Origin of the sequence: Bacillus sp. REN16 (assembly GCF_020731355.1) — a bacterium.
Taxonomy (GTDB): Bacteria; Bacillota; Bacilli; order Bacillales; family Bacillaceae_L; genus Ferdinandcohnia.
Genome location: NZ_JAJFZK010000004.1, coordinates 122066 through 143222 on the forward strand (window position 1 = coordinate 122066; position 21157 = coordinate 143222).

Genomic DNA, 21157 nt, shown 5'->3' on the forward strand with positions numbered 1-21157 from the left:
GGACTAATAAAGATATAAGGAATGTTAGGTATTCTCTACTAGGAGAAATTCGGCAAGATTTTCAGAAGGAATAAAAAGGGGGAAAATGACAGTGAAAAAGGGGTTTGTATTATTTTTCAGTTTGCTTCTGGTGATCGGTGTCTTGAGTGCTTGTGGCAGTGAAAAATCCTCTTCAAGCGGGATGAAATTAGTGGAGGAAGGAAAATTTACGTTTGCTTCATCAGGTGAGTACAATCCGTTTAGTGTTACAGATGGAAACGGAGTTATGACGGGCTTTGATATTGAAGTGGCAGAAGCAATCGCTAAGGAATTAGGCTTAGAGCCTGAACAAAAGAGATTTAAATTTAACAGTATTGTAGAGGGTGTGAAAACAGGCAGATTTGATGCCGCAGTAGCAAGTCATACAATTACAGACGAGCGTGCAGAGCATGTTAACTTCTCAACACCTTATTATTATTCAGGTCCACAAATATTTGTAAGACCGGATAGTAATATCGGGAGCTTAGAAGATTTGAAGGATTTAGAAGTTGCCGTATCAAAGGGCTCTACATATGCAAAAACGGCAGAAGAAGTAACAAAGAATGTTATTCAATATGACAGTGATGTAACAGCTTTAGAAGCTTTGGCGATTGGAAAGCATGATGCGGTTATTACAGACTTCTTAACGGGAAAAGAAGCAATCGGGAACGGTGTAGAGATTGTTGGTAAAGATATTCTTGGTTTGAGTGAGCAAGCAATTGCAGTAGCAAAGGATAATGAAGAGTTATTGAAAAAAGTCAATGAGGCATTAGAAAAGCTAAGAAAAGATGGAACACTGAAGAAAATAAGCGAAAAATACTTCAAAGAAGATATCACGACAAATCCAGAAGAATAAAAACATCATCGAAACGAATGTGTTTTTCCTACGCATTCGTTTCTTTTTCTAAAGGGAAATGTTGAAGAGGGAGTTGAGTGAAATGCCTGAATTTAGTCATATTTTCGAGCAGTTAATAGAATCCTATCCTGTGTTTTTAAAAGGAATGCTCCTTACCCTGCAAGTAACCATTGTTGCCATTTTGATTGCCGTTTTTATTGGGTTGCTTTTTGCATTTTTAAAAATCTCAGGAAAAACCATTTTAGTAAAAATAGCAGATCTTTATATATATCTAGTAAGAGGGACCCCATTAGTTGTACAAATTTTTGTCTTTTATTTTGGTTTATCGGCTTTAAATATCTCCATGTTCTGGTCTGTCACATTAGGGTTGGCCTTCCATAATGGAGCATATATTGCGGAAATTTTCCGTGGAGCAATCCAATCAATTGACAGCGGTCAAATGGAGGCTGGACAGTCTTTAGGAATGAGCAGGGTCTTAACAATCAGAAGAATCATCCTTCCCCAAGCGTTTCGAAGAGCAATACCCCCTCTTGGAAATCAATTTATCATCGGTTTGAAGGATTCATCACTTGCAGCATTTATCGGCTTAAATGAGCTTTTCAACGTTTCGACAACATTAGGATCTAATAACTTTGACTACATGACGTATTTGCTCATCGTTGCGATTTATTATTTAATCCTCGTGCTCATCTTTACAATTTTAGTTGGAATGCTTGAGAAAAAATTGGCTGCTAGCGACAAATAAGGATGGTGAAATGACATGGAAAAGAAAGAAATGATAAAGGTTGTGCATTTAAATAAATCATTCGGTGACTTACATGTGTTAAAAGATATTAATATGGCAGTAATAGAGAGTGAAGTTGTTTGTTTAATTGGAGCAAGCGGATCGGGTAAGAGTACATTATTACGCTGTTTAAACTTTCTAGAATTAAAAGAAAGTGGCGAAATCATGATTAAAGCTGAAAAAATAGACTCCAAAAGTCATAATCTAACTGAAATTCGACAAAGAGTAGGAATGGTATTTCAGCATTTTAATCTCTTTCCTCATATGACAGTTCTCGAAAATGTGATAGAGGCTCCAACTCAGGTTAAAAAGATTCCAAAACAAGAAGCTATTGATCATGCTAAAGAATTACTTGGGAAGGTAGGGCTGGCTGACAAATTAAATGTGTATCCGTCTAAATTATCGGGTGGGCAAAAGCAACGTGTTGCCATAGCCCGGGCTTTGGCAATGCAACCTGAAATTATGTTATTTGATGAGCCCACCTCGGCCCTTGATCCAGAATTGGTTGGAGAGGTACTCAATACAATGAAGCAATTAGCAAATGAGGGTATGACAATGATTGTCGTTACTCATGAAATGGGTTTTGCCAGGGAAGTTGCAGACCGCGTCGTATATATGCATGATGGAAAAATAGTTGAGGTCGGACATCCGAAGGACATTTTTGAAAATCCAAAAGAACAACGAACGAGAGACTTTCTAAACTCCATTTTATAGTAAAAACAGTACCTCAAGGGCATGCTTTGGGGTATTTGTTTTGTAATAAAACACCCACGAAAATTTCCGTTTCGTGGGTATGATTGTATTGGTATAATTTACTTTTTCTTAATGAATAATAAATAAAAGCCGATTCCGACAAGGAGAAGGGGCCAAAAGTCGATTATGAATGACAAACCGCCTTCCAAAAATCCCAACCAGTTAATAAATCGGCCATAATTAAGGAACAATAGCGAAACAGCTATTAGAACGGCACTATGGAATAGTCCATTTTTTGTCTTAAAATATGTAAACAGCATTCCCAGACCAATGATAAACAAGAGAGTACCTGGCTGTTTCGGCCAAACTCCAAGTTGATTCATACCATGAAAATGGAAGCCAAAACCAACCAGAATAACACCAGGCAGGATACTGCTATGATTGTTTTCAATATACGCTTGAAAAAGAAAAGCAATCCCGACAAGGATGACGAGTGTTTGCCACGAATAGAAGTTGGTAAATACTGGTACACCTAATTGTTGGAGCAAAAGATAGCAACCAATCCCAACAAGGATGATACCAGAAAAGAGATTATTTTTTTTCATATAGTCCCCCATGCTAGTTACTTGATTTGAACATGCTTTTTTGTTAATGTTACCAGTGATGTCTAGCTCCAGCGCCTAGCCTCTCGAGGTCGGGGCTGAACAGGCACTTGCGCTTTTCTAATTTTAGCATAGGTTGTCAAAAACTGTTCACACATTTTTCGACAATCCTAAGCGTCGTACATGGTATAATAGTTGTAGTTTTTTAGATGAGATCCATTTTATTATGTAAAAGTTGGGGTGAGAGATTATGCATACAATTATGGTCGGACTAAATTATAAAACAGCCCCTGTTGAAATTCGTGAAAAATTAACCTTTGATTCAGAGAGCATTGTACAGGCAATGAATGAATTAAAAGGGAAAAAAAGTATTTTAGAAAATATTATTGTTTCAACATGTAACCGGACAGAAATATATGCTGTTGTCGACCAACTGCATACAGGACGTTATTATATTAAAGAATTCCTTTCACAATGGTTTGGAATTGACAAAGAAGAATTTACTCCTTATTTGAATATCTTTGAAAATGATGGTGCAGTCGAACACCTTTTTCATGTGACATGCGGGTTGAATTCGATGGTTGTAGGTGAAACCCAAATCCTTGGACAAGTACGTTCAAGCTTTTTATCTGCACAAGAAAAAGGTACATCAGGAACTGTTTTTAACCACCTCTTTAAACAATCGATTACATTAGCGAAACGTGCACATTCTGAAACGGAAATCGGTTCAAATGCTGTTTCTGTGAGCTATGCTGCCGTCGAACTTGCGAAGAAGATTTTTGGAGATCTTTCGAATAAAAAGGTGCTTATTTTGGGTGCTGGAAAAATGGGCGAATTAGCTGTGCAAAATCTTCATGGTTCAGGTGTGGGGAAAGTAACAGTTATGAATCGTACCTTCGAAAAAGCACAAAGCCTTGCAGACAAATTCCAAGGGGAAGCAAAAGCAATCGAAGAACTTCAATGTGCTTTAGTTGATGCTGACATCTTAATTAGTTCCACAGGTGCAAAAGGCTATGTCGTCACAAAAGAAATGATGCAAGATGTCGAGCGAATGAGAAAGGGTCGTCCTTTATTTATGGTTGATATTGCTGTACCAAGAGATTTAGACCCAGAGCTTACCGAATTAGAAAGCGTCTTTTTATATGATATCGATGATTTAGAAGGAATCGTGGAAGCTAATCTTCAGGAACGTAAAGTTGCAGCGGAAGAAATTGAACTCATGATTGAAAGTGAGATTGTTGAATTCAAGAATTGGTTAAACACTTTAGGTGTCGTTCCAGTTATCTCTGCACTAAGAGACAAGGCATTAGCGATACAAGCAGAAACAATGGAAAGCATTGAACGAAAAATGCCTAATCTTTCTGAACGCGAGAGAAAAGTCTTAAACAAACATACAAAGAGTATCATTAATCAGCTATTAAAGGACCCGATTTTACAAGCAAAAGAACTTGCTGCCCAGCCAAATGCACAGGAATCTCTCGCATTATTTATGAAGATTTTTAATATTGAGGATGCCGTTTTTTCTGAGCAAGTGTTGCAGCAAGAAACAACGAAAAGTTTGAACCGGGCAGCGGTCACTAAACCTAAACAGCAACCTTCTCTACAATCATAATGAGAGGTAAATCCATATGCTAGAGATGAATGTAACGAGATTACATGAGTTTACTGTAATTCTCTATGCCATAAGTGTCCTCCTTTATTTTATAGACTTTCTTCATAATAACCGGAAGGTAAACAAGGTTGCCTTCTGGTTACTTGCATTTGTGTGGATCATTCAATCGATTTTTCTATTTACACGCTTGCTGAATACTGGCAGGTTACCGATATTGTCCATGGTTGAAGGACTCTATTTTTATGCATGGGTATTGATTACACTTTCGTTACTATTAAATAAATTTTTGAGAGTGGATTTCATTGTTTTTTTTACAAATTTATTAGGATTTTTCATTATGGCCTTACATACATTTGCCCCTGGTCAACATGGTTCAAGCGCAGTGGAAAGTCAGCTTATTTCTGAATTGCTTATGATTCATATCACGATGGCGATTCTTTCGTATGGGGCATTTACGATATCTTTTGTTTTTTCAATCCTATATTTGATTCAATACAATTTGTTAAAACAGAAAAAATGGGGGAAGCGACTTCTTCGTCTTGATGATTTATCAAAACTTGACCATATGTCTTATGTATTGATTTTGATTGGGGTGCCAATGCTTTTATTAGCGCTTATTTTGGGGGTGCTCTGGGCATCTATTAAGGTTGAGAATTTTTATTTCTACGATGCCAAGGTATTAGGTTCCTTTTTTGTTTTAGTCATCTACTCTTGGTATCTTTATAAACGGGTTGTCCAAAAGCTCCAGGGGAAAACACTTGCCTACTGGAATATAGGAGCATTTTTACTTTTACTTGTTAATTTCTTTTTATTCGGAAGCCTATCGAATTTTCATTTTTGGCATACATAGACAGGAGGAGCATTTATGAGAAAAATAATAGTTGGTTCCAGAAGAAGTAAATTGGCGATTACTCAAACAAACTGGGTAATCAGGCAACTAAAAAATTTAGGTGTACCCAATGAGTTTGAAGTAAAGGAAATTGTCACAAAAGGTGATAAAATTCTTGATGTTACTTTATCAAAGGTTGGTGGGAAAGGCCTTTTTGTAAAGGAAATTGAACAAGCCTTATATGATAAGGAAATTGATATGGCTGTCCACAGTATGAAGGATATGCCAGCGGAGTTACCAGCAGGCCTTATCATCGGATGTGTTCCAAAGCGTGAAGACCACCGTGATGTCATCATCTCAAAGGGAGATGTATCCTTCGATAAGCTTCCGAGTGGAGCTATTGTTGGAACAAGCAGCTTGCGAAGAAGTGCACAGCTCCTTGCAAAAAGGGAAGATATCGAAATTAAATGGATTCGTGGTAATATCGATACAAGACTTGCAAAGTTAGAAAATGAAGACTACGATGCCATCGTATTGGCTGCTGCCGGCTTAAAACGTATGGGGTGGTCTGATGATGTAGTGTCGGAATTTGTAGAACCAGAAGTATGTTTACCAGCAGTTGGACAAGGGGCTCTTGCCATTGAATGTCGTGAAGATGATGCTGAAATCTTGCTTGCATTATCAAAGTTAAATGATCAATATACACAAAACACGGTGAACGCTGAGCGTGCTTTCCTTCATAAAATGGAAGGGGGCTGCCAAATTCCAATAGCGGCTTATGCAACGATGTCAGATGATAATGAAATTGCCTTAACGGCATTGGTAGGTTCACCAGATGGGAAAACCATATACAAAGAACAAGTCTATGGTAAAAATCCAATTGAAGTGGGACATGTGGCAGCAAAAAAACTAACAGACCTTGGTGCGAAAGAGTTAATTGATAAGGTGAAAGAGGAGCTTAACAAGTAATGGAAGGCGAACAACCTCTTTTGGGGAAAACAATTTTAAATACAAGAGGTAAAAAGCAAGCTGCTGAATTTTCAAAGAAAATCTTGGCTGCTGGCGGGACTCCCATTGAAATTCCATTACTGACGTTTCAAAGATCTAAAATCACGACTTTCATTGAAGAGACAATAAAGTGTTTACATACTTATGATTGGCTGATTTTTACAAGTAAAAATGGCGTTGACTCCTTCTTTGATTTGTATGATCTAGTAGTGGAAAAAGTAAGCAGAAAAATTCTGATGCCCAAAATAGCAGTAGTAGGCACAAAGACAGAGACGGCCTTGTTAGCGAAGGGGTATAAGCCGGAGTTGGTTCCGGATGAATTTATCGCAGAAGGTTTATTCGAAAGTTTAAGACCATATGTGAAGAAGGGTGTCCGTTTTTTATTAGCACGTGGAAACTTATCGCGATCTTACTTAGTCGATGAACTTACAAATCACGGTGCTTTTGCTACTGATTTAATTGTCTATGAGACTGTTGGAGATTCTAGTGAAAGGGAACGTCTAATCCATCTGTTAAAAGAAAAACAAATTGATGTTATCACCTTTACCAGCCCATCAACAGTGAAGCAATTCTATAAAATGGTGGAGCAAACCGAATGGGAAGAATGGACAAAGCATGTTACATTTGCTTGTATTGGACCGGAAACAAGCAAAGCAGCAAAGCAGTTACAGATTCCCATTCATATTTGTCCTAATAATTACACAAGTGACTTTTTACTTGCTGAAATCATTGATTTTTTACAAAAACAAGAAGGAGGAGAATAAGAGATGGAGAAATTACAATTTGCAAGACATCGAAGATTACGCCAATCAGCAAACATGAGAGCATTAGTACGCGAAACACATTTACATATTGATGATTTAATTTATCCATTATTCATTGTGGAAGGGGAAAACAAAAAAATAGAAGTTTCCTCCATGCCAGGTGTCTATAATATTTCATTGGATTTACTTGAACAAGAACTTGATGAAGTTGTGGAGTTAGGAATTAAATCTGTTCTTTTATTTGGTGTACCTCATGAAAAAGATGAGGTCGGAACTGGGGCTTATCATAATCACGGTATTGTTCAGGAAGCGACTCGACTAACGAAGGAAAAATATCCGGAATTAATCGTGATTGCAGATACTTGTTTATGTGAATATACATCACACGGCCACTGCGGAGTAATTGAGAATGGGCAAGTACTCAATGATCCATCACTTGAATTATTAGCAAAAACGGCTATTAGCCAGGCACAAGCAGGTGCTGATATCATTGCACCATCTAATATGATGGATGGCTTTGTGACAGCGATTCGCCACGGTCTGGATGAAGCAGGCTTTGAAAATGTGCCGATTATGTCTTATGCGGTTAAATATTCTTCTTCATTTTACGGTCCATTCCGCGATGCAGCTGGGAGTGCACCATCCTTTGGAGATCGTAAAACCTACCAAATGGATTATGCAAACCGCCTAGAAGCAATTCGTGAAGCTGAATCTGATCTTGAAGAAGGGGCAGATTTCATCATTGTAAAGCCAGCATTATCATACCTGGATATCGTTCGTGATGTTAAAAATAATTTTAATGTTCCAGTTGTTGCCTATAATGTTAGTGGTGAGTATTCGATGATTAAAGCAGCAGCTCAAAATGGATGGATAAATGAAAAAGAAATTGTGATGGAAATGCTAACCGGAATGAAACGTGCAGGAACGGATTTAATCATTACGTATCATTCAAAAGATGTAGCTCGTTGGTTACAAGAAAATAATTAGTGCCTGTCTCTCACTGACGCATTAACGCATCGGGGGTCAGGCCCCATAAAAGAAAGGGGTTACGAACATGAGAAGTTATGAAAAGTCAAAAGCGGCATTTTCAGAAAGCATTCACCTTATGCCAGGTGGGGTAAATAGCCCGGTTCGTGCTTTCAAATCTGTAAATATGGATCCTATCTTCATGGAGCGCGGAAAAGGCTCCAAAATATATGATATCGATGGAAATGAATACATAGATTACGTACTATCATGGGGACCATTAATTCATGGCCATGCAGATGATCAAGTTGTTGAAGCACTAAAGAAAGCAACAGAAATGGGAACAAGCTTTGGTGCTCCAACTTTATCTGAAAATAAGCTAGCGAAACTTGTCATTGAAAGGGTCCCATCAATTGAAATTGTTCGGATGGTGAACTCTGGAACGGAAGCAACGATGAGTGCCTTGCGTTTAGCTAGAGGTTATACTGGCCGTAATAAAATCTTGAAATTTGAAGGTTGTTATCATGGACATGGGGATTCATTATTGATTAAAGCAGGCTCTGGAGTCGCAACTCTTGGTCTGCCTGATAGCCCTGGAGTACCTGAAGGCATTGCGAAAAATACAATAACTGTCCCATATAACGATTTAGAGGCAGTTAAATATGCATTTGAACAATTTGGGGAAGACATAGCTGGTGTGATTGTTGAACCAGTAGCAGGAAATATGGGGGTAGTTCCTCCACAGCCTGGATTCCTTGAAGGTCTTCGTGAGATTACGACTCAAAATGGTGCATTGTTAATTTTTGATGAGGTTATGACTGGATTCCGCGTTGATTACAATTGTGCACAAGGTTATTTTGGTGTCACTCCTGATATCACTTGTCTTGGTAAAGTAATTGGAGGAGGTCTTCCAGTAGGTGCATATGGTGGTCGTGCAGACATCATGGAACAAATCGCACCGGCAGGCCCAATTTACCAAGCGGGAACACTTTCAGGTAACCCATTAGCGATGACTGCAGGCTATGAGACTTTATCACAGCTAACACCGGAAGACTACACTGAATTTAAAAAGAAAGCTGATCGACTTGAAGAAGGATTTACAAAGGCAGCTGAAAAATATGATATCCCACATTGTATTAATCGTGCTGGCTCAATGATTGGCTTCTTCTTTACAAATGAAAAGGTAGTTAATTATGATGTTGCAAAATCATCAAATTTAGAGTATTTTGCATCGTATTACCGTGAAATGGCAAATGAGGGAGTATTCCTTCCGCCATCTCAATTCGAAGGACTTTTCCTTTCAACCGCTCATTCAGAAGAGGATATTGAAAAAACAATTCAAGCGGCTGAAAAAGCATTTTCAAAACTTAAAGGTTAACAAAAAATATGCAATGGCAGACTCAGATAATTCACTGGGTCTGCTTTTTTATTTTAATAACTTATCATAAATGCTAGTGATTTATCATAAAAATTGTAATGTCATAGTAAATCTGTATTGAAGGAGACTGAAAGGAGGAGTAGCTGATGTCATCTGAAAACTTACGATTTTCAGTAGAGGAATCAGTCTGGTTTCAAAAGGGACAGGAAGTCTCAGAGCTCATCTCAATATCGCTTGACCCGGATATTGTCATTCAAGAGCATGACCAATATGTGTCCATTCGCGGTGCATTGCAGCTAACAGGTGAATATCGAATAGATGAAATCAATGAGGAAGAGGGAGAACGTGACTTTGCCTCGGTTCGACTAGTAAATGAAGTAATTACACGTGAAGATGGAATTAGTGAACTAAACCATCGCTTCCCTGTTGATATTACGATTCCACAAGATCGTGTTCAAAGCTTAGATGATGTGTATGTTTTGATTGAAACATTTGACTATGAAATTCCAAAGCGTGGCTGTCTGCAAATCGTTGCTGATTTAGCCATTAGTGGGATCCACGGCATTACGCAAACACCAAAAGAGGAAAGTGTGCCAGAGGCTGTTAAACAAGAAGAACAAACACCTATTGTGAATGAGCAGCCTGCTGAAGAAGAACTTGAACTTGTGAGAAGCAGTTCTTTTGAAAAGAAAGAAACCCAAGATGCAGTTGCGGAAGAACAACGCGAAGAAGTAATTCAAGTGTCCGCAGAAGAACGCGATGAAGTTGAAGAAGTTCAAGTAGTCGCAGAGGAAAAACGAGAAGAACCAGAAGAAAGTCCAGTAGTTGCAGAAGAAAAACGAGAAGAACCAGAAAAAAGCCCAGTAGTTGCTAAAGAAAAACAAGAAGAACCAGAAGAAAATCAAGTAGTTGCAGAAGAAACACGTGAAGACGAAGAAGTAGTGCTGCAAAATAAAGAAGAAGTGGTGCTACATAATGAGGAGCAAGAAGTTATTGCGGTAAGTGAACAGCAAGATGAAGAAGAGGATTCTGATTTATTTGTTCCTTTTGAAGTCGAGGCTAGAAAAGAGGTCTATTTAGAACAAGAGGAAGTTGAAGTTATCGAAGCGATTGAGGAAGAGGAAGAGGTTCACGTTGTTTTAACTCCTTCAATCGAAGTGAAAGCAAGACATGATAATCAATTAACCTTTGGTTCTGATCAACCAAAAAAGAAAAGTACGACTGCTATACAGGAAAAAGAAGCGGTTCAAGATCAAAGACACGAACAAAATGAAGAAGAACAAATTAAACGAAATGAAAATGATTTATTATTAACCAAAATATTTGGCAGAGATGAAGTGGATGACCATTCGACCATGAAAATCTGCATCGTACAGCATGGCGATTCATTAGAAAAAATTTCACAACGCTACGAAATTAGCGTACAACAGCTAGTACGTGTCAATTCACTGAATACTGATTCCGTCTCGGAAGGACAGCTATTATACATCCCTGTCCAGGCACATACGTAAAGATAACCGATAGGGCGGGGAGGAAAACCTCGCCCTGTTATCTTTTTATGGAACATTAAAAAAATTGTTAGGAAAGTGAGTGACGGCCCAATGAATAATCAAGAAGGAAGTAAGATCGGGCCCATCCTAAATAAATATAACCTTCAGCCAACATCATTTGAACAGATTGGAAAAGTCACAAAAGTCATGACAAACAAAGGTATTTATGCTCTAAAATCCATTTCAAACAAAATCAATCCGTCCTTCCCCACTTTCCTCCAACAATTATTTCAACAGGGCTACACAAGAGCAGTACCCATATATCCAACCATCGAAGGAAAATACCTTGTCTATGATAATCAAAAATTCTATTACCTGATGCCATGGTTGCACAGCGATATTCCGGATCACCGTGGGGACCACTATCATGCCTTTTTTAACGAGATCGCGAGGATTCATCTTACGACTGCAAGAAAACAAAAAATTGACAATGAAAATGAGATAACTGGACATTATGAAACAATCATCAAAAAATGGGAAGAGCGCAACCAGATTCTGGAGCGCTTTGTTGAAGAAGCTGAGGCAAAATGGTATATGTCACCATTCGAACTCCAATTCTGTACGTATTTTTATGAAGTCAGTTTGGCTTCATCATTTGCAAGAAACCAGCTCGATAAATGGCATGAATTAATGATGGAGAAGAAGTCTTACCGCACAACCTTAACATTAAATAATTTATCAGATAGCCATTTTTTATATGATGAAAGTGGAAAAGGGTATCTCTCAAATTTTGAAAGGGCAGGCTATGCAAATCCGACAAATGATTTGGTGAGTCTCTATTTTCGAATCTTAAAAACCTACCCAACCCTTTGTACGGATTGCCTCGAGTGGTTTGCATCCTATCAAAGCCGTTTTCCATTACGTGAAGAGGAGTTTTACCTGTTTTTAAGTCATTTAACATTTCCAGACCCCATTTATCGATGTGTTCGAAATTATGCCGATCAAAAACGGAAGAAATCAGAGCGGGAGCATGTCCAAGTTTTACAAAGGGCTTATTGGCTTACGAAAAACATTGAATTTGTTTCAGTAAAACTTTTGGAGGCAGAACAAAAAAGAAAAGAGCAGGAAGAAGAAGAAGAATCCCATACGGAATAATGTATGGGATTTTTTAGATCATATCGAGGTGAAATGCAACGGCAAGTAAAATTAAGATGGCTAAAAATAGTACATCAAACGATGTCGGCAGAAATATCGTTCGAACTGCTTGAACAATCGTGATGGGGATAATAAATTGGTGACAAACATCTCGACATTGCCGCAGCCAATGAGGATAAGAGTATTTTCGAAATCGACGGTTTCTCATGCTGATCTCTCCCTTCATGGAATCCTATAATTAAAATATGCTTGGAAAAGCAGAATAGTTCCCTTAAATGTTTGTAACAAAACGTACAAAAGTGAATAAAGTAGTAAAAACTTGGCTACCCTTATTCACATACCTATTGAAATTTCAAAACATTAGTAGTAGAATCTTATAGTAATAAAAATAAAAGTTTTAAAGTCGACGAATCAGAAGCGAGGAGGTCAAGGAACGAGAGTCTTGAGGACCGGAGCGTATGCCTTTTATACGTGAGGACCGGAGAGACCGAGTGACGCAGAGATTCGAAGCTTATCATTTGGCGACTTTTAAACATCATTAATGCTTACATACGATGAGAGGGAAGAGTACATCGAAAACCCCTTCAGAGAGAGAAATCATTAGCTGAGAGATTTCTTAGGAATGTTACGATGGAAGGTCGCCCTTAAGTAGCTTTTATGAAGCCCAGTAGTAAAAGCCGGTGAAAAGCCGTTATCTTTTCTTGAGAGCATAGATAATCTTTATTTATCTATGAAAAAAGGTGGTACCGCGAATATACTCCATTCGTCCTTTTAATAGGGATGAGTGGAGTTTTTTATTTATTCAGCCAGGGCTGAATAAATAAGCCTCCGGCGGATGCCACAGATTTTTAATGGAAACTTTTCGAGCTTGCTCGAAAAAAATCTGGGCGGCAAATACGCCAAGGCGCATTTGATTGAATTTTGGATATTTTTACTAGGAGGTATACATGATGGAAGGAAATGAAACGACGTTATCAACAAAGTATGATCCGCAAACGATTGAAGCGGGCCGCTATCAATATTGGTTGGATGGTAAATTTTTTGAAGCAAAAGATGATGCCGATAAAAAACCATATACAATTGTGATACCACCCCCAAACGTAACAGGGAGACTTCACCTTGGTCATGCATGGGATACAACCTTACAGGATATCCTTACCCGCATCAAAAGAATGCAAGGCTATGATGTTCTCTGGCTGCCTGGAATGGACCATGCAGGAATCGCAACACAGGCTAAGGTTGAGGGTAAGCTGCGTGAGGAAGGAAAAACTCGCTACGACCTGGGCCGTGAAAAATTTGTAGAGGAAACATGGAAGTGGAAGGAAGAGTATGCGAGCCATATTCGTGAACAATGGTCTAAGCTTGGACTTGGTTTAGATTACTCAAGAGAGCGATTCACACTTGATGAAGGACTTTCAAAAGCGGTTCGTGAAGTATTCGTAACTCTTTATAAAAAAGGTCTAATTTATCGTGGTGAATACATTATTAACTGGGACCCTGCAACAAAAACAGCCCTTTCTGACATTGAGGTAATTTATAAGGATGTTCAAGGTGCATTTTACCATATGCGCTATCCATTAGCGGATGGAAGCGGGTCTATTGAAATTGCAACCACTCGTCCAGAAACAATGCTTGGCGATACTGCAATTGCTGTTCACCCGGAGGATGAGCGCTTTAAACACCTAATCGGTAAAACAGTCATTCTCCCAATCGTAGGAAGAGAAATTCCGATTGTTGGTGATGATTATGTTGATATGGAATTTGGTTCAGGCGCAGTTAAAATTACACCGGCACATGACCCAAATGACTTTGAGGTAGGAAATCGCCACAATCTTGAACGCGTTCTAGTAATGAATGAGGATGGAACGATGAATGCGAAAGCTGGTAAATACCAAGGTATGGACCGCTTTGAATGCAGAAAGCAAATTGTCAAGGATCTTCAAGAAGAAGGCGTGCTTTTTGAAATTGAAGACCACCTTCATTCAGTTGGCCACAGCGAGCGCAGCGGGGCAGTTGTTGAACCATATTTATCAACACAATGGTTTGTAAAAATGCAGCCTTTAGCAGATGAAGCGATTAAGCTTCAAGCTCAGGAAGATAAGGTACATTTTGTTCCTGACCGTTTTGAAAAGACATATCTGCATTGGATGGAAAACATTCGTGACTGGTGTATTTCTCGACAATTATGGTGGGGACACAGAATCCCAGCTTGGTACCATAAAGAAACAGGTGAGGTTTATGTTGATCATGAACCACCAGCAGATATTGAAAACTGGGAGCAGGACAATGATGTCTTAGATACATGGTTTAGTTCTGCATTATGGCCATTTTCAACAATGGGCTGGCCAGATAAGGATGCAGCTGATTTTAATCGCTACTACCCAACAGCTGCTCTTGTAACAGGCTATGATATCATCTTCTTCTGGGTATCAAGAATGATTTTCCAAGGGCTGGAATTTACAGGAAAACGTCCATTTAAAGACGTTCTGATCCATGGTCTCGTACGTGATGCAGAAGGTCGAAAAATGAGTAAGTCACTCGGAAATGGTGTGGACCCAATGGATGTCATCGCGAAATATGGTGCCGATTCATTACGATACTTCTTATCAACAGGAAGTTCACCAGGCCAAGACTTGCGCTTTAGCATGGAGAAGGTTGAAGCAACATGGAACTTTGCAAATAAGATTTGGAATGCATCACGTTTTGCATTAATGAATATGGATAATCTTCAGTATGAAGACATCGATTTCAGCGGTGAAAAATCTGTTGCTGATAAATGGATCTTAACTCGCCTAAATGAAACAATCGAATCAGTTACGAAGCTTGCTGATAAATATGAATTCGGCGAAGTTGGCAGAGTATTATATAACTTCATTTGGGATGACTTCTGTGATTGGTATATTGAAATGGCGAAGCTTCCTTTATACGGTGAAGACGAGCAAGCAAAGAAAACAACAAGATCAATTCTTGCATATGTTTTAGATAACACAATGAGACTCTTGCATCCATTCATGCCATTCATTACCGAGGAAATATGGCAGAATCTGCCGCATAATGGCGAATCGATTACGGTTGCAAACTGGCCAGAAGTAAACCCTGGGCTTTCAGATAACCAAGCAGCCGGGGAAATGCGACTATTAGTTGATATTATTCGCTCTGTTCGTAATATCCGTGCAGAAGTGAATACACCAATGAGTAAGCAGATTAAACTTCACATTAAAGCAAAGGATGAAACAGTTCTAGCACAATTAGAGAAGAATCGTTCCTACCTTGAGAGATTCTGTAATCCAAGTGAGCTTGTGATTGCAACTGAGATTACTTCACCTGAGAAGGCGATGACATCTGTTGTAACAGGCGCAGAATTATTCCTTCCACTTGAAGGGCTCATTAATATCGATGAAGAAATTAAACGACTAGAAAAAGAACTTGATAAACTTGATAAAGAGGTTGAACGCGTTCAGAAGAAACTAGGCAACGAAGGTTTCGTTAAGAAAGCACCTCAAAAAGTAATCAACGAAGAACGAGCTAAAGAACAAGACTATCTTGAAAAACGCGAAACAGTTCGTGAGCGTATTGCAGAATTAAGAGGTTAAAGGAATAAAAGGCGAATCTATCATAGATTCGTCTTTCCTTCATTTTCAAAATAATATGTGGAGGAACGCATATGATACAGACGTATGAAGAGGCCCTATCTTGGATTCATGGTAGATTAAGACTTGGAATGAAGCCAGGGCTTGCCAGAATGGAATGGATGATGGAGCAGCTTAATCACCCTGAGAGAAAAATTCAAGCAATTCATGTGGCGGGGACTAACGGAAAAGGATCAACAGTTAGTTATATCCGAAATATTTTACAAGAAGCAGGTTATAAAGTCGGAACCTTCACTTCACCATATATTGAGACCTTTAATGAACGGATCAGTGTAAATGGAAAACCGATTTCAAATGATGAAATTGTCTCCCTCTTACAGGTAATAAAACCATTGGCAGAAGAATTAGAGGAGACAGAACTTGGCGGTCCAACAGAATTTGAAGTCATCACAGCAATGGCCCTCTATTATTTCGGACAAGCATCCGACATCGACTTCGTAATTATGGAAGTAGGATTAGGTGGAAGACTTGATTCAACTAATGTCATTACTCCTCTTATATCCGTAATCACGAGCATTGGTTTTGACCACATGAATATTTTAGGAGATACTATTGAAGAAATTGCCGCAGAAAAAGCGGGAATTATCAAATGGAATGTCCCTGTTGTCACAGCAGTCGAGCAGCAAAAAGCAATCGAAGTGATTAGTACAAAGGCAAAAGAGGAAAATAGTCTATTTTATCAACTAGGCCTAGATTTCTTTATCCTTGATCATCAATCAAATGATGGTGAAGCTTTTTCATTAAAAACGCAAACTACAACCTTTCAAAATTTACAAATCTCTATGAAAGGCGCTCATCAGGTGCGAAACGCAAGCCTAGCAGTAATGGCCGTTCACTTATTACAAAATAGCGGTCTTTTACAAATAAAAGGTAGTGAGCTTTCAACAGGTTTGGAGAAAACAAAATGGATTGGTCGATTTGAGGAGATTTCGAAGGAGCCACTGGTCATTCTAGACGGCGCCCATAACCCTGAAGGCATTAACAGCCTTATTAGGACAATCGAGGTTCACTTAAAGGGTAAAGACATCCACATTATTTTAAGTGCATTAAGCGACAAAAAATTAGACACGATGATCGGAAAACTCGAAAATATCGCCAAAACATTAACGTTTACGAGCTTTGACTACCCAAGAGCTGCAAGTACCAGTGAGCTTTATGAAAATTCATCTGAGGAAGAATTTATACATACAGTGGATGATTGGCGGGAAGCAGTGAACAAGGGACTAGCACGTGTTTCATTAGAAGAAAATGCTGCTTTAGTTATCACTGGCTCACTTTATTTTATTTCAGAAGTACGATCCTATCTTAAACATACAAGAATTTAATTAATGCCAATAACCAAAAACCCAAGAATGTCGAGGAAACAAACATTCTTGGGTTTTAACTGTTGATATAAGCTTAATAAAATCATGACAGGTTTTTTCATCCTTGTTCCCTAATTGGTCCTGGTTCAATAATAGGTTTTGAATCACCAGGCTCATTATTTTCTGTTGGTGGATAATAAGGGATTAATTCATCATCTTCAAACTTTTCAAATTCTATTGATGCTCCACCATCAGAACGGAATGTATTACTAATAATTGAACCATACACTTTTCCGCCTCCTGTTAATAATACATGTGCATTAGGAGCTAAAATTAGTTTACTATTATTGCTTGATCCACCTTCAATGGTTAATTTGTTTCCCCCCATAATAATATGACTATTAATTGCGCCGCTACCGGTTAATACCATGTTGGCACTTTTTGCATATAAAGATCCATAAATTTTAACACTGCCACCAAAGTTGAGTTCTTTTGAGCCTTTGTAGAAAATGTTAAGGTCTTTACTATTCGCATTTGTGTTTACTGTACTGCTACCTGTCACTGAAAAATTTTCTTCAATCTTTAAGGTTAATTTTTTCGAATTATTTTGAGTGCCAATTATTTTAATAAAACCTTGAGAGACATTAAGGTTTTTAACTTGAATGGTTCGATCTTGACCATTCAAATCTATCGTAAGTGTCCTGCCACTTTCTAATTTAATTTCATTAAAATATAAATTCTTATTTAAAATAATTTTTTTGTCATTGGAAGCTCCCCCCGACAAATGGATAGTACCTTCATTTGGAAGTCCACGCTCAAATTCCGGAAAAGGAGGTAAAATATAGTTCCTCTTTTCAATTCGAGTGAAGGTAGGCTTGAAATTTGGCATGCCATATGGCATATTTACCATACTTTTTTGGGCATTGGGCGCTTTAATAGTCCCTTTAAAATTTTCCATTCCATATCCAATAGTAATTGAGTTAGCGTTAGTACCTATGCTATCAGTAGCCCCGACCCCTGTAATCATTTCCATTACTCCATTTGAAAAAACTGCAACATCATTTAAAATCTCAATTGGGACATTACTTTCTTCATCTTGGTCCTGGTTGTTACTTCCGCAATTCAATGAAAATGTATTTTTTACAGACCTCTTATTTCTTCCAATCTCTCCGGTGGAGGTCAAATTATAGGTATAAACATCAGTAACCTTGCTAGGTGCCCCGATTTTAATTGTTGCATTTGGAATTTCTCCAAAAGATTTTTCAAATGTGTATGTTTTGTTATCCCATTTATTTAAATTTGGGGGACATGTTGCTTGTTTGCTTATTTCATTCAAAGCCTTCGTTGCACCTGCTTCTGCAATATAATAGGCTGATTGTTGATTATGTTCGTTAGAACTCATTTTTGCATTATTTAGTGTCAGTCCCATGATTCCTAGTCCCAAAACAGAAATGATAACAAGAACCATTAGTACCACATACAAAGCTATACCCTTTTCATTTTGAACATAATTGCGAAGATTCCCCGGTATTCTCACTGTTCCACCTACTCCCGTATATAAATTTTGGTAGATAAGGTTACTTCCTGATCATTCTTATCAGAAATAGATGTGATATCTATTTGAATTTTATTCTTATTTTTAATAACTTGCAGATCTTTAATTGATGAAACTAAGGCAGATCCTTTCTTTGTAATGGCGTTATTTTCTAATTTATAAATTGTACCGTCAATATTTAAAACATTATTAGATACTTCAACACTATTGGCTTTACGTATTTCTCTTGTAAGAATATTAATCGCTAATCTAACATTTGCCTGGTTTTCAATCTGAGAGGTTTGATTTGATGTTTGTCTTTGACCAAATAGATGGACGGAAGTAGCCAAAGTAAGAATCAAAGTTAAAAGCGCGAGTACAGCTAATAATTCGATTAATGTAACACCTTTATTATTTCTTACCAATTATTTCACACCCTCTACTGTTTCCAAGATAATAATGTTTCCATTTGGGCTTCCTTACGTCCGGTGGACTGATTCAATACAACTACAAGCACTTTATACAAGTCTTCTTCTTTGACTATTGAAATTGTTGTATCGTATCCGTCATTCTTTGGGGTGCAGTCTCCCTTTACTTTCACGCTATTAAAGCTTGAAGTTTTGCTGCTATTATATATACATTCCATTGTATCTTGGGCAAGGTATGTAGCAACTAATGTATCCTCGGAAATTTTATTTGTTTTTGCGGATTGAACAAACATTGTTAAAAAAGAAACTACAATAATGGATAGAAGTACAATTGATATAAGAATTTCAATTAAGCTAATTCCCTTTTCTGTGAAAATTGATTTATTTAAGAGCCTGCCCAATTACAATCACAACCTTTATGATGTAAAAATTATTAATTCGTTACCAATTACCTATTTTCCACTATTATACGACATTATTTTACAAATACGACATTAGATTTTATATTTCATTTTCAAAGGATAAAAAATGTCACAAATAACAACAAAATATACGAAAATTCGTCTTTTGTATTTTCATATTTTCATATAGAATGTAAGATGAAATATAGGAATAAATTACTAGTCAGTTTTATTCCTATTATGGAAAATCATGTGATTGAACTGGGGACACTACAACCTAATAGAAATAGATCATTTTTAAGCAGAACTAAGAAGTGTAAGCAAGGGGGACAAACATGCTAAAGATAAAGATGGTTAAAGTTTTTAGTCTACTCTTAATCTGCGTGTTATTTATATCGCTTTTTTCGACAATCGGTGCGACAACATATCATGCATTTTTTGGAGGAAACTCTTTTAAACAAGGCACAATGATAGGTCCCGTAGATGTTTCAGGTCTTACAGAAGAGGGTGCAAAAGCAGCCTTATTAACAGAGGTTGAAACCTGGTATGAAATGGGGCAAATCTCAATTGTAAAAGAAGATGAAAATGTTGTACTGCAAAAGCGACAAGTGTATAGCTTTGATATTCTTAAAAGTGTAAGTTCCGCTATTGATGGTAAGCAGAATCCACTACTTGCGGATATCAAAGATGAAGAATTTGAAACTATGATCAATGAATTTAATCAGACAGATACACAGGATCTTAAATCTGAAGAGTTTAAAAATGATTTGTTACAACCAGCGGTAACCTTACATCCAGGAGAAGTAGTATTCAACCTCGCACAGTTTATAAAGGTTGATGAAGGAAATGTTGTAGCACAAGCTCTTGTAAGTAATATAAGAGATGAAAGTGAACTCATAAAATGGGTTAAAGAGTTTGGGAACATCAATGTTCCAGCTAATACCCCATTATCCTTATATACATTTCTGAAAGAGAATGATGTATTAAATAAATTTTCAAATGAAACATTAAGCATGATAGCAACTGGGATATATTCAACCGTTCTGCCAACTAATTTTGATATCGTTGAGCGTCATATAAGCGATATCCTGCCACCTTATGCAACTTTCGGAAATGAAGCCATGATTGAAAAAGAAAAGAAGGATTTTATTATTTATAATACGAACCCTTATGAATATAGATTTGTCTTTTCTTTAACAGACAAAGGTTTCGAGGTTCAACTTACAGGTGCCCAAATGCCGCAAACCATTAGTATTTCAATAAGAGATGAAGAATCGTTTAAACCGAAAATAATTAAGCAATTTGATAGTACCCTAAAGAAAGGACAAGTTGTTGTCAAACAAAAAGGGACTCCCGGCCAGGTAGGTAAAATATATCGGATCGTCAAAAAACAAGGGCAGCTTGACCAAAGCGTGCTTGTCGCACAAGACTACTATCCGCCAATTCCGAAAATCGAAGTGCAGAGTATTGTAGTCCCAGAAGAGGAACAACAAAACCCTACCGGACAAGAGCAAGATATATCAAATCCTGATTCGAACCAAAATCCTCCTACGAATGATTCAGAAGGGAAAAATGGAGAAAATGATCAGTCAGGTAACGATACAGATGAAAATGGTAATGATAACTCAGATACGGACCTTTGGGAAGATCCTGATCCATTGCATTTACAAAAGTCTTAGGAAAGG

At 37.7% G+C, this 21157-nt stretch carries 19 protein-coding genes and 1 other annotated feature; of the genes, 14 read left to right on the plus strand and 5 right to left on the minus strand.

Features of this window, described 5'->3' with window-relative positions:
• Nucleotides 1-85: 85 nt before the first annotated feature.
• The 3 genes from LKW28_RS06230 (at nt 86) to LKW28_RS06240 (ending at nt 2372) form a co-directional block, all read left to right on the plus strand.
• The gene (locus LKW28_RS06230) at nt 86-874 is read left to right on the plus strand and encodes a transporter substrate-binding domain-containing protein (protein ID WP_229139487.1); all 789 of its coding nucleotides are present in this window, start codon (nt 86-88) and stop codon (nt 872-874) included.
• 82 nt (nt 875-956) lie between these two features.
• Nucleotides 957-1619 carry an amino acid ABC transporter permease gene (locus tag LKW28_RS06235; protein WP_229139488.1) on the plus strand — a complete coding sequence of 221 codons (663 nt, stop codon included), beginning with the start codon at nt 957-959 and terminating at the stop codon, nt 1617-1619.
• 30 nt (nt 1620-1649) lie between these two features.
• Complete coding sequence (locus LKW28_RS06240) at nt 1650-2372, plus strand: amino acid ABC transporter ATP-binding protein (protein WP_229139718.1); 723 nt, start codon at nt 1650-1652, stop codon at nt 2370-2372.
• A 98-nt stretch (nt 2373-2470) separates the two neighbouring features.
• On the opposite strand, the gene LKW28_RS06245 is transcribed toward LKW28_RS06240, so the two are convergent.
• Nucleotides 2471-2956: a LiaI-LiaF-like domain-containing protein gene (locus LKW28_RS06245; RefSeq protein ID WP_229139489.1), complete on the minus strand. Its 486-nt coding sequence runs from the start codon at nt 2954-2956 to the stop codon at nt 2471-2473.
• 247 nt (nt 2957-3203) lie between these two features.
• On the opposite strand from LKW28_RS06245, the gene hemA reads away from it, so the two are divergent.
• The 8 genes from hemA to ysxE all read left to right on the plus strand — a co-directional run bounded on the left by hemA (nt 3204) and on the right by ysxE (nt 12155).
• Complete coding sequence (gene hemA / locus LKW28_RS06250; protein WP_229139490.1) at nt 3204-4565, plus strand: glutamyl-tRNA reductase; 1362 nt, start codon at nt 3204-3206, stop codon at nt 4563-4565.
• Nucleotides 4566-4581: 16 nt separating this feature from the next.
• Nucleotides 4582-5415, plus strand: coding sequence for a cytochrome C assembly family protein (locus LKW28_RS06255; protein WP_229139491.1), 834 nt, complete (start codon nt 4582-4584; stop codon nt 5413-5415).
• A 15-nt stretch (nt 5416-5430) separates the two neighbouring features.
• Nucleotides 5431-6363, plus strand: coding sequence for a hydroxymethylbilane synthase (gene hemC / locus LKW28_RS06260; RefSeq protein ID WP_229139492.1), 933 nt, complete (start codon nt 5431-5433; stop codon nt 6361-6363).
• On the plus strand, nt 6363-7166 hold the full coding sequence (locus LKW28_RS06265; RefSeq protein WP_229139493.1) for a uroporphyrinogen-III synthase: 804 nt from the start codon (nt 6363-6365) through the stop codon (nt 7164-7166). Before hemC ends, LKW28_RS06265 begins: the two co-directional genes overlap by 1 nt.
• Nucleotides 7167-7169: 3 nt before the next feature.
• Nucleotides 7170-8153 carry a porphobilinogen synthase gene (gene hemB, locus LKW28_RS06270; RefSeq protein ID WP_229139494.1) on the plus strand — a complete coding sequence of 328 codons (984 nt, stop codon included), beginning with the start codon at nt 7170-7172 and terminating at the stop codon, nt 8151-8153.
• 67 nt (nt 8154-8220) lie between these two features.
• Nucleotides 8221-9510 (plus strand): glutamate-1-semialdehyde 2,1-aminomutase, encoded by a 1290-nt coding sequence (gene hemL / locus LKW28_RS06275; protein WP_229139495.1) that lies wholly within the window; start codon nt 8221-8223, stop codon nt 9508-9510.
• 146 nt (nt 9511-9656) lie between these two features.
• Nucleotides 9657-11021: a stage VI sporulation protein D gene (gene spoVID, locus LKW28_RS06280; protein ID WP_229139496.1), complete on the plus strand. Its 1365-nt coding sequence runs from the start codon at nt 9657-9659 to the stop codon at nt 11019-11021.
• Between the two features lie 90 nt (nt 11022-11111).
• Nucleotides 11112-12155: a spore coat protein YsxE gene (gene ysxE / locus LKW28_RS06285; RefSeq protein ID WP_229139497.1), complete on the plus strand. Its 1044-nt coding sequence runs from the start codon at nt 11112-11114 to the stop codon at nt 12153-12155.
• A 13-nt stretch (nt 12156-12168) separates the two neighbouring features.
• Here ysxE and LKW28_RS06290 read toward each other — a convergent pair whose 3' ends face one another.
• Nucleotides 12169-12363, minus strand: a complete 195-nt coding sequence (locus LKW28_RS06290) for a hypothetical protein (RefSeq protein ID WP_229139498.1) — start codon at nt 12361-12363, stop codon at nt 12169-12171.
• A 337-nt stretch (nt 12364-12700) separates the two neighbouring features.
• Nucleotides 12701-12929: a binding site (T-box leader), on the plus strand.
• A 176-nt stretch (nt 12930-13105) separates the two neighbouring features.
• On the opposite strand from LKW28_RS06290, the gene LKW28_RS06295 reads away from it, so the two are divergent.
• Nucleotides 13106-15748 carry a valine--tRNA ligase gene (locus LKW28_RS06295; protein ID WP_229139719.1) on the plus strand — a complete coding sequence of 881 codons (2643 nt, stop codon included), beginning with the start codon at nt 13106-13108 and terminating at the stop codon, nt 15746-15748.
• A gap of 71 nt (nt 15749-15819) precedes the next feature.
• Nucleotides 15820-17130 (plus strand): bifunctional folylpolyglutamate synthase/dihydrofolate synthase, encoded by a 1311-nt coding sequence (locus tag LKW28_RS06300; RefSeq protein ID WP_229139499.1) that lies wholly within the window; start codon nt 15820-15822, stop codon nt 17128-17130.
• 97 nt (nt 17131-17227) lie between these two features.
• Here LKW28_RS06300 and LKW28_RS06305 read toward each other — a convergent pair whose 3' ends face one another.
• From LKW28_RS06305 to LKW28_RS06315, 3 genes are read right to left on the minus strand one after another with little or no spacing between them, the layout of a single operon-like run.
• On the minus strand, nt 17228-18646 hold the full coding sequence (locus LKW28_RS06305) for a pilus assembly PilX N-terminal domain-containing protein (RefSeq protein WP_229139500.1): 1419 nt from the start codon (nt 18644-18646) through the stop codon (nt 17228-17230).
• An 8-nt stretch (nt 18647-18654) separates the two neighbouring features.
• Entirely contained in the window at nt 18655-19068 is a 414-nt protein-coding gene (locus tag LKW28_RS06310; RefSeq protein WP_229139501.1) for a prepilin-type N-terminal cleavage/methylation domain-containing protein, read from the minus strand.
• 14 nt (nt 19069-19082) lie between these two features.
• Nucleotides 19083-19472, minus strand: coding sequence for a hypothetical protein (locus LKW28_RS06315; protein WP_229139502.1), 390 nt, complete (start codon nt 19470-19472; stop codon nt 19083-19085).
• A gap of 335 nt (nt 19473-19807) precedes the next feature.
• Between LKW28_RS06315 and LKW28_RS06320 the strand changes: the two genes are divergently transcribed.
• Nucleotides 19808-21151 (plus strand): G5 domain-containing protein, encoded by a 1344-nt coding sequence (locus LKW28_RS06320; protein ID WP_229139503.1) that lies wholly within the window; start codon nt 19808-19810, stop codon nt 21149-21151.
• Nucleotides 21152-21157 lie beyond the last annotated feature (6 nt).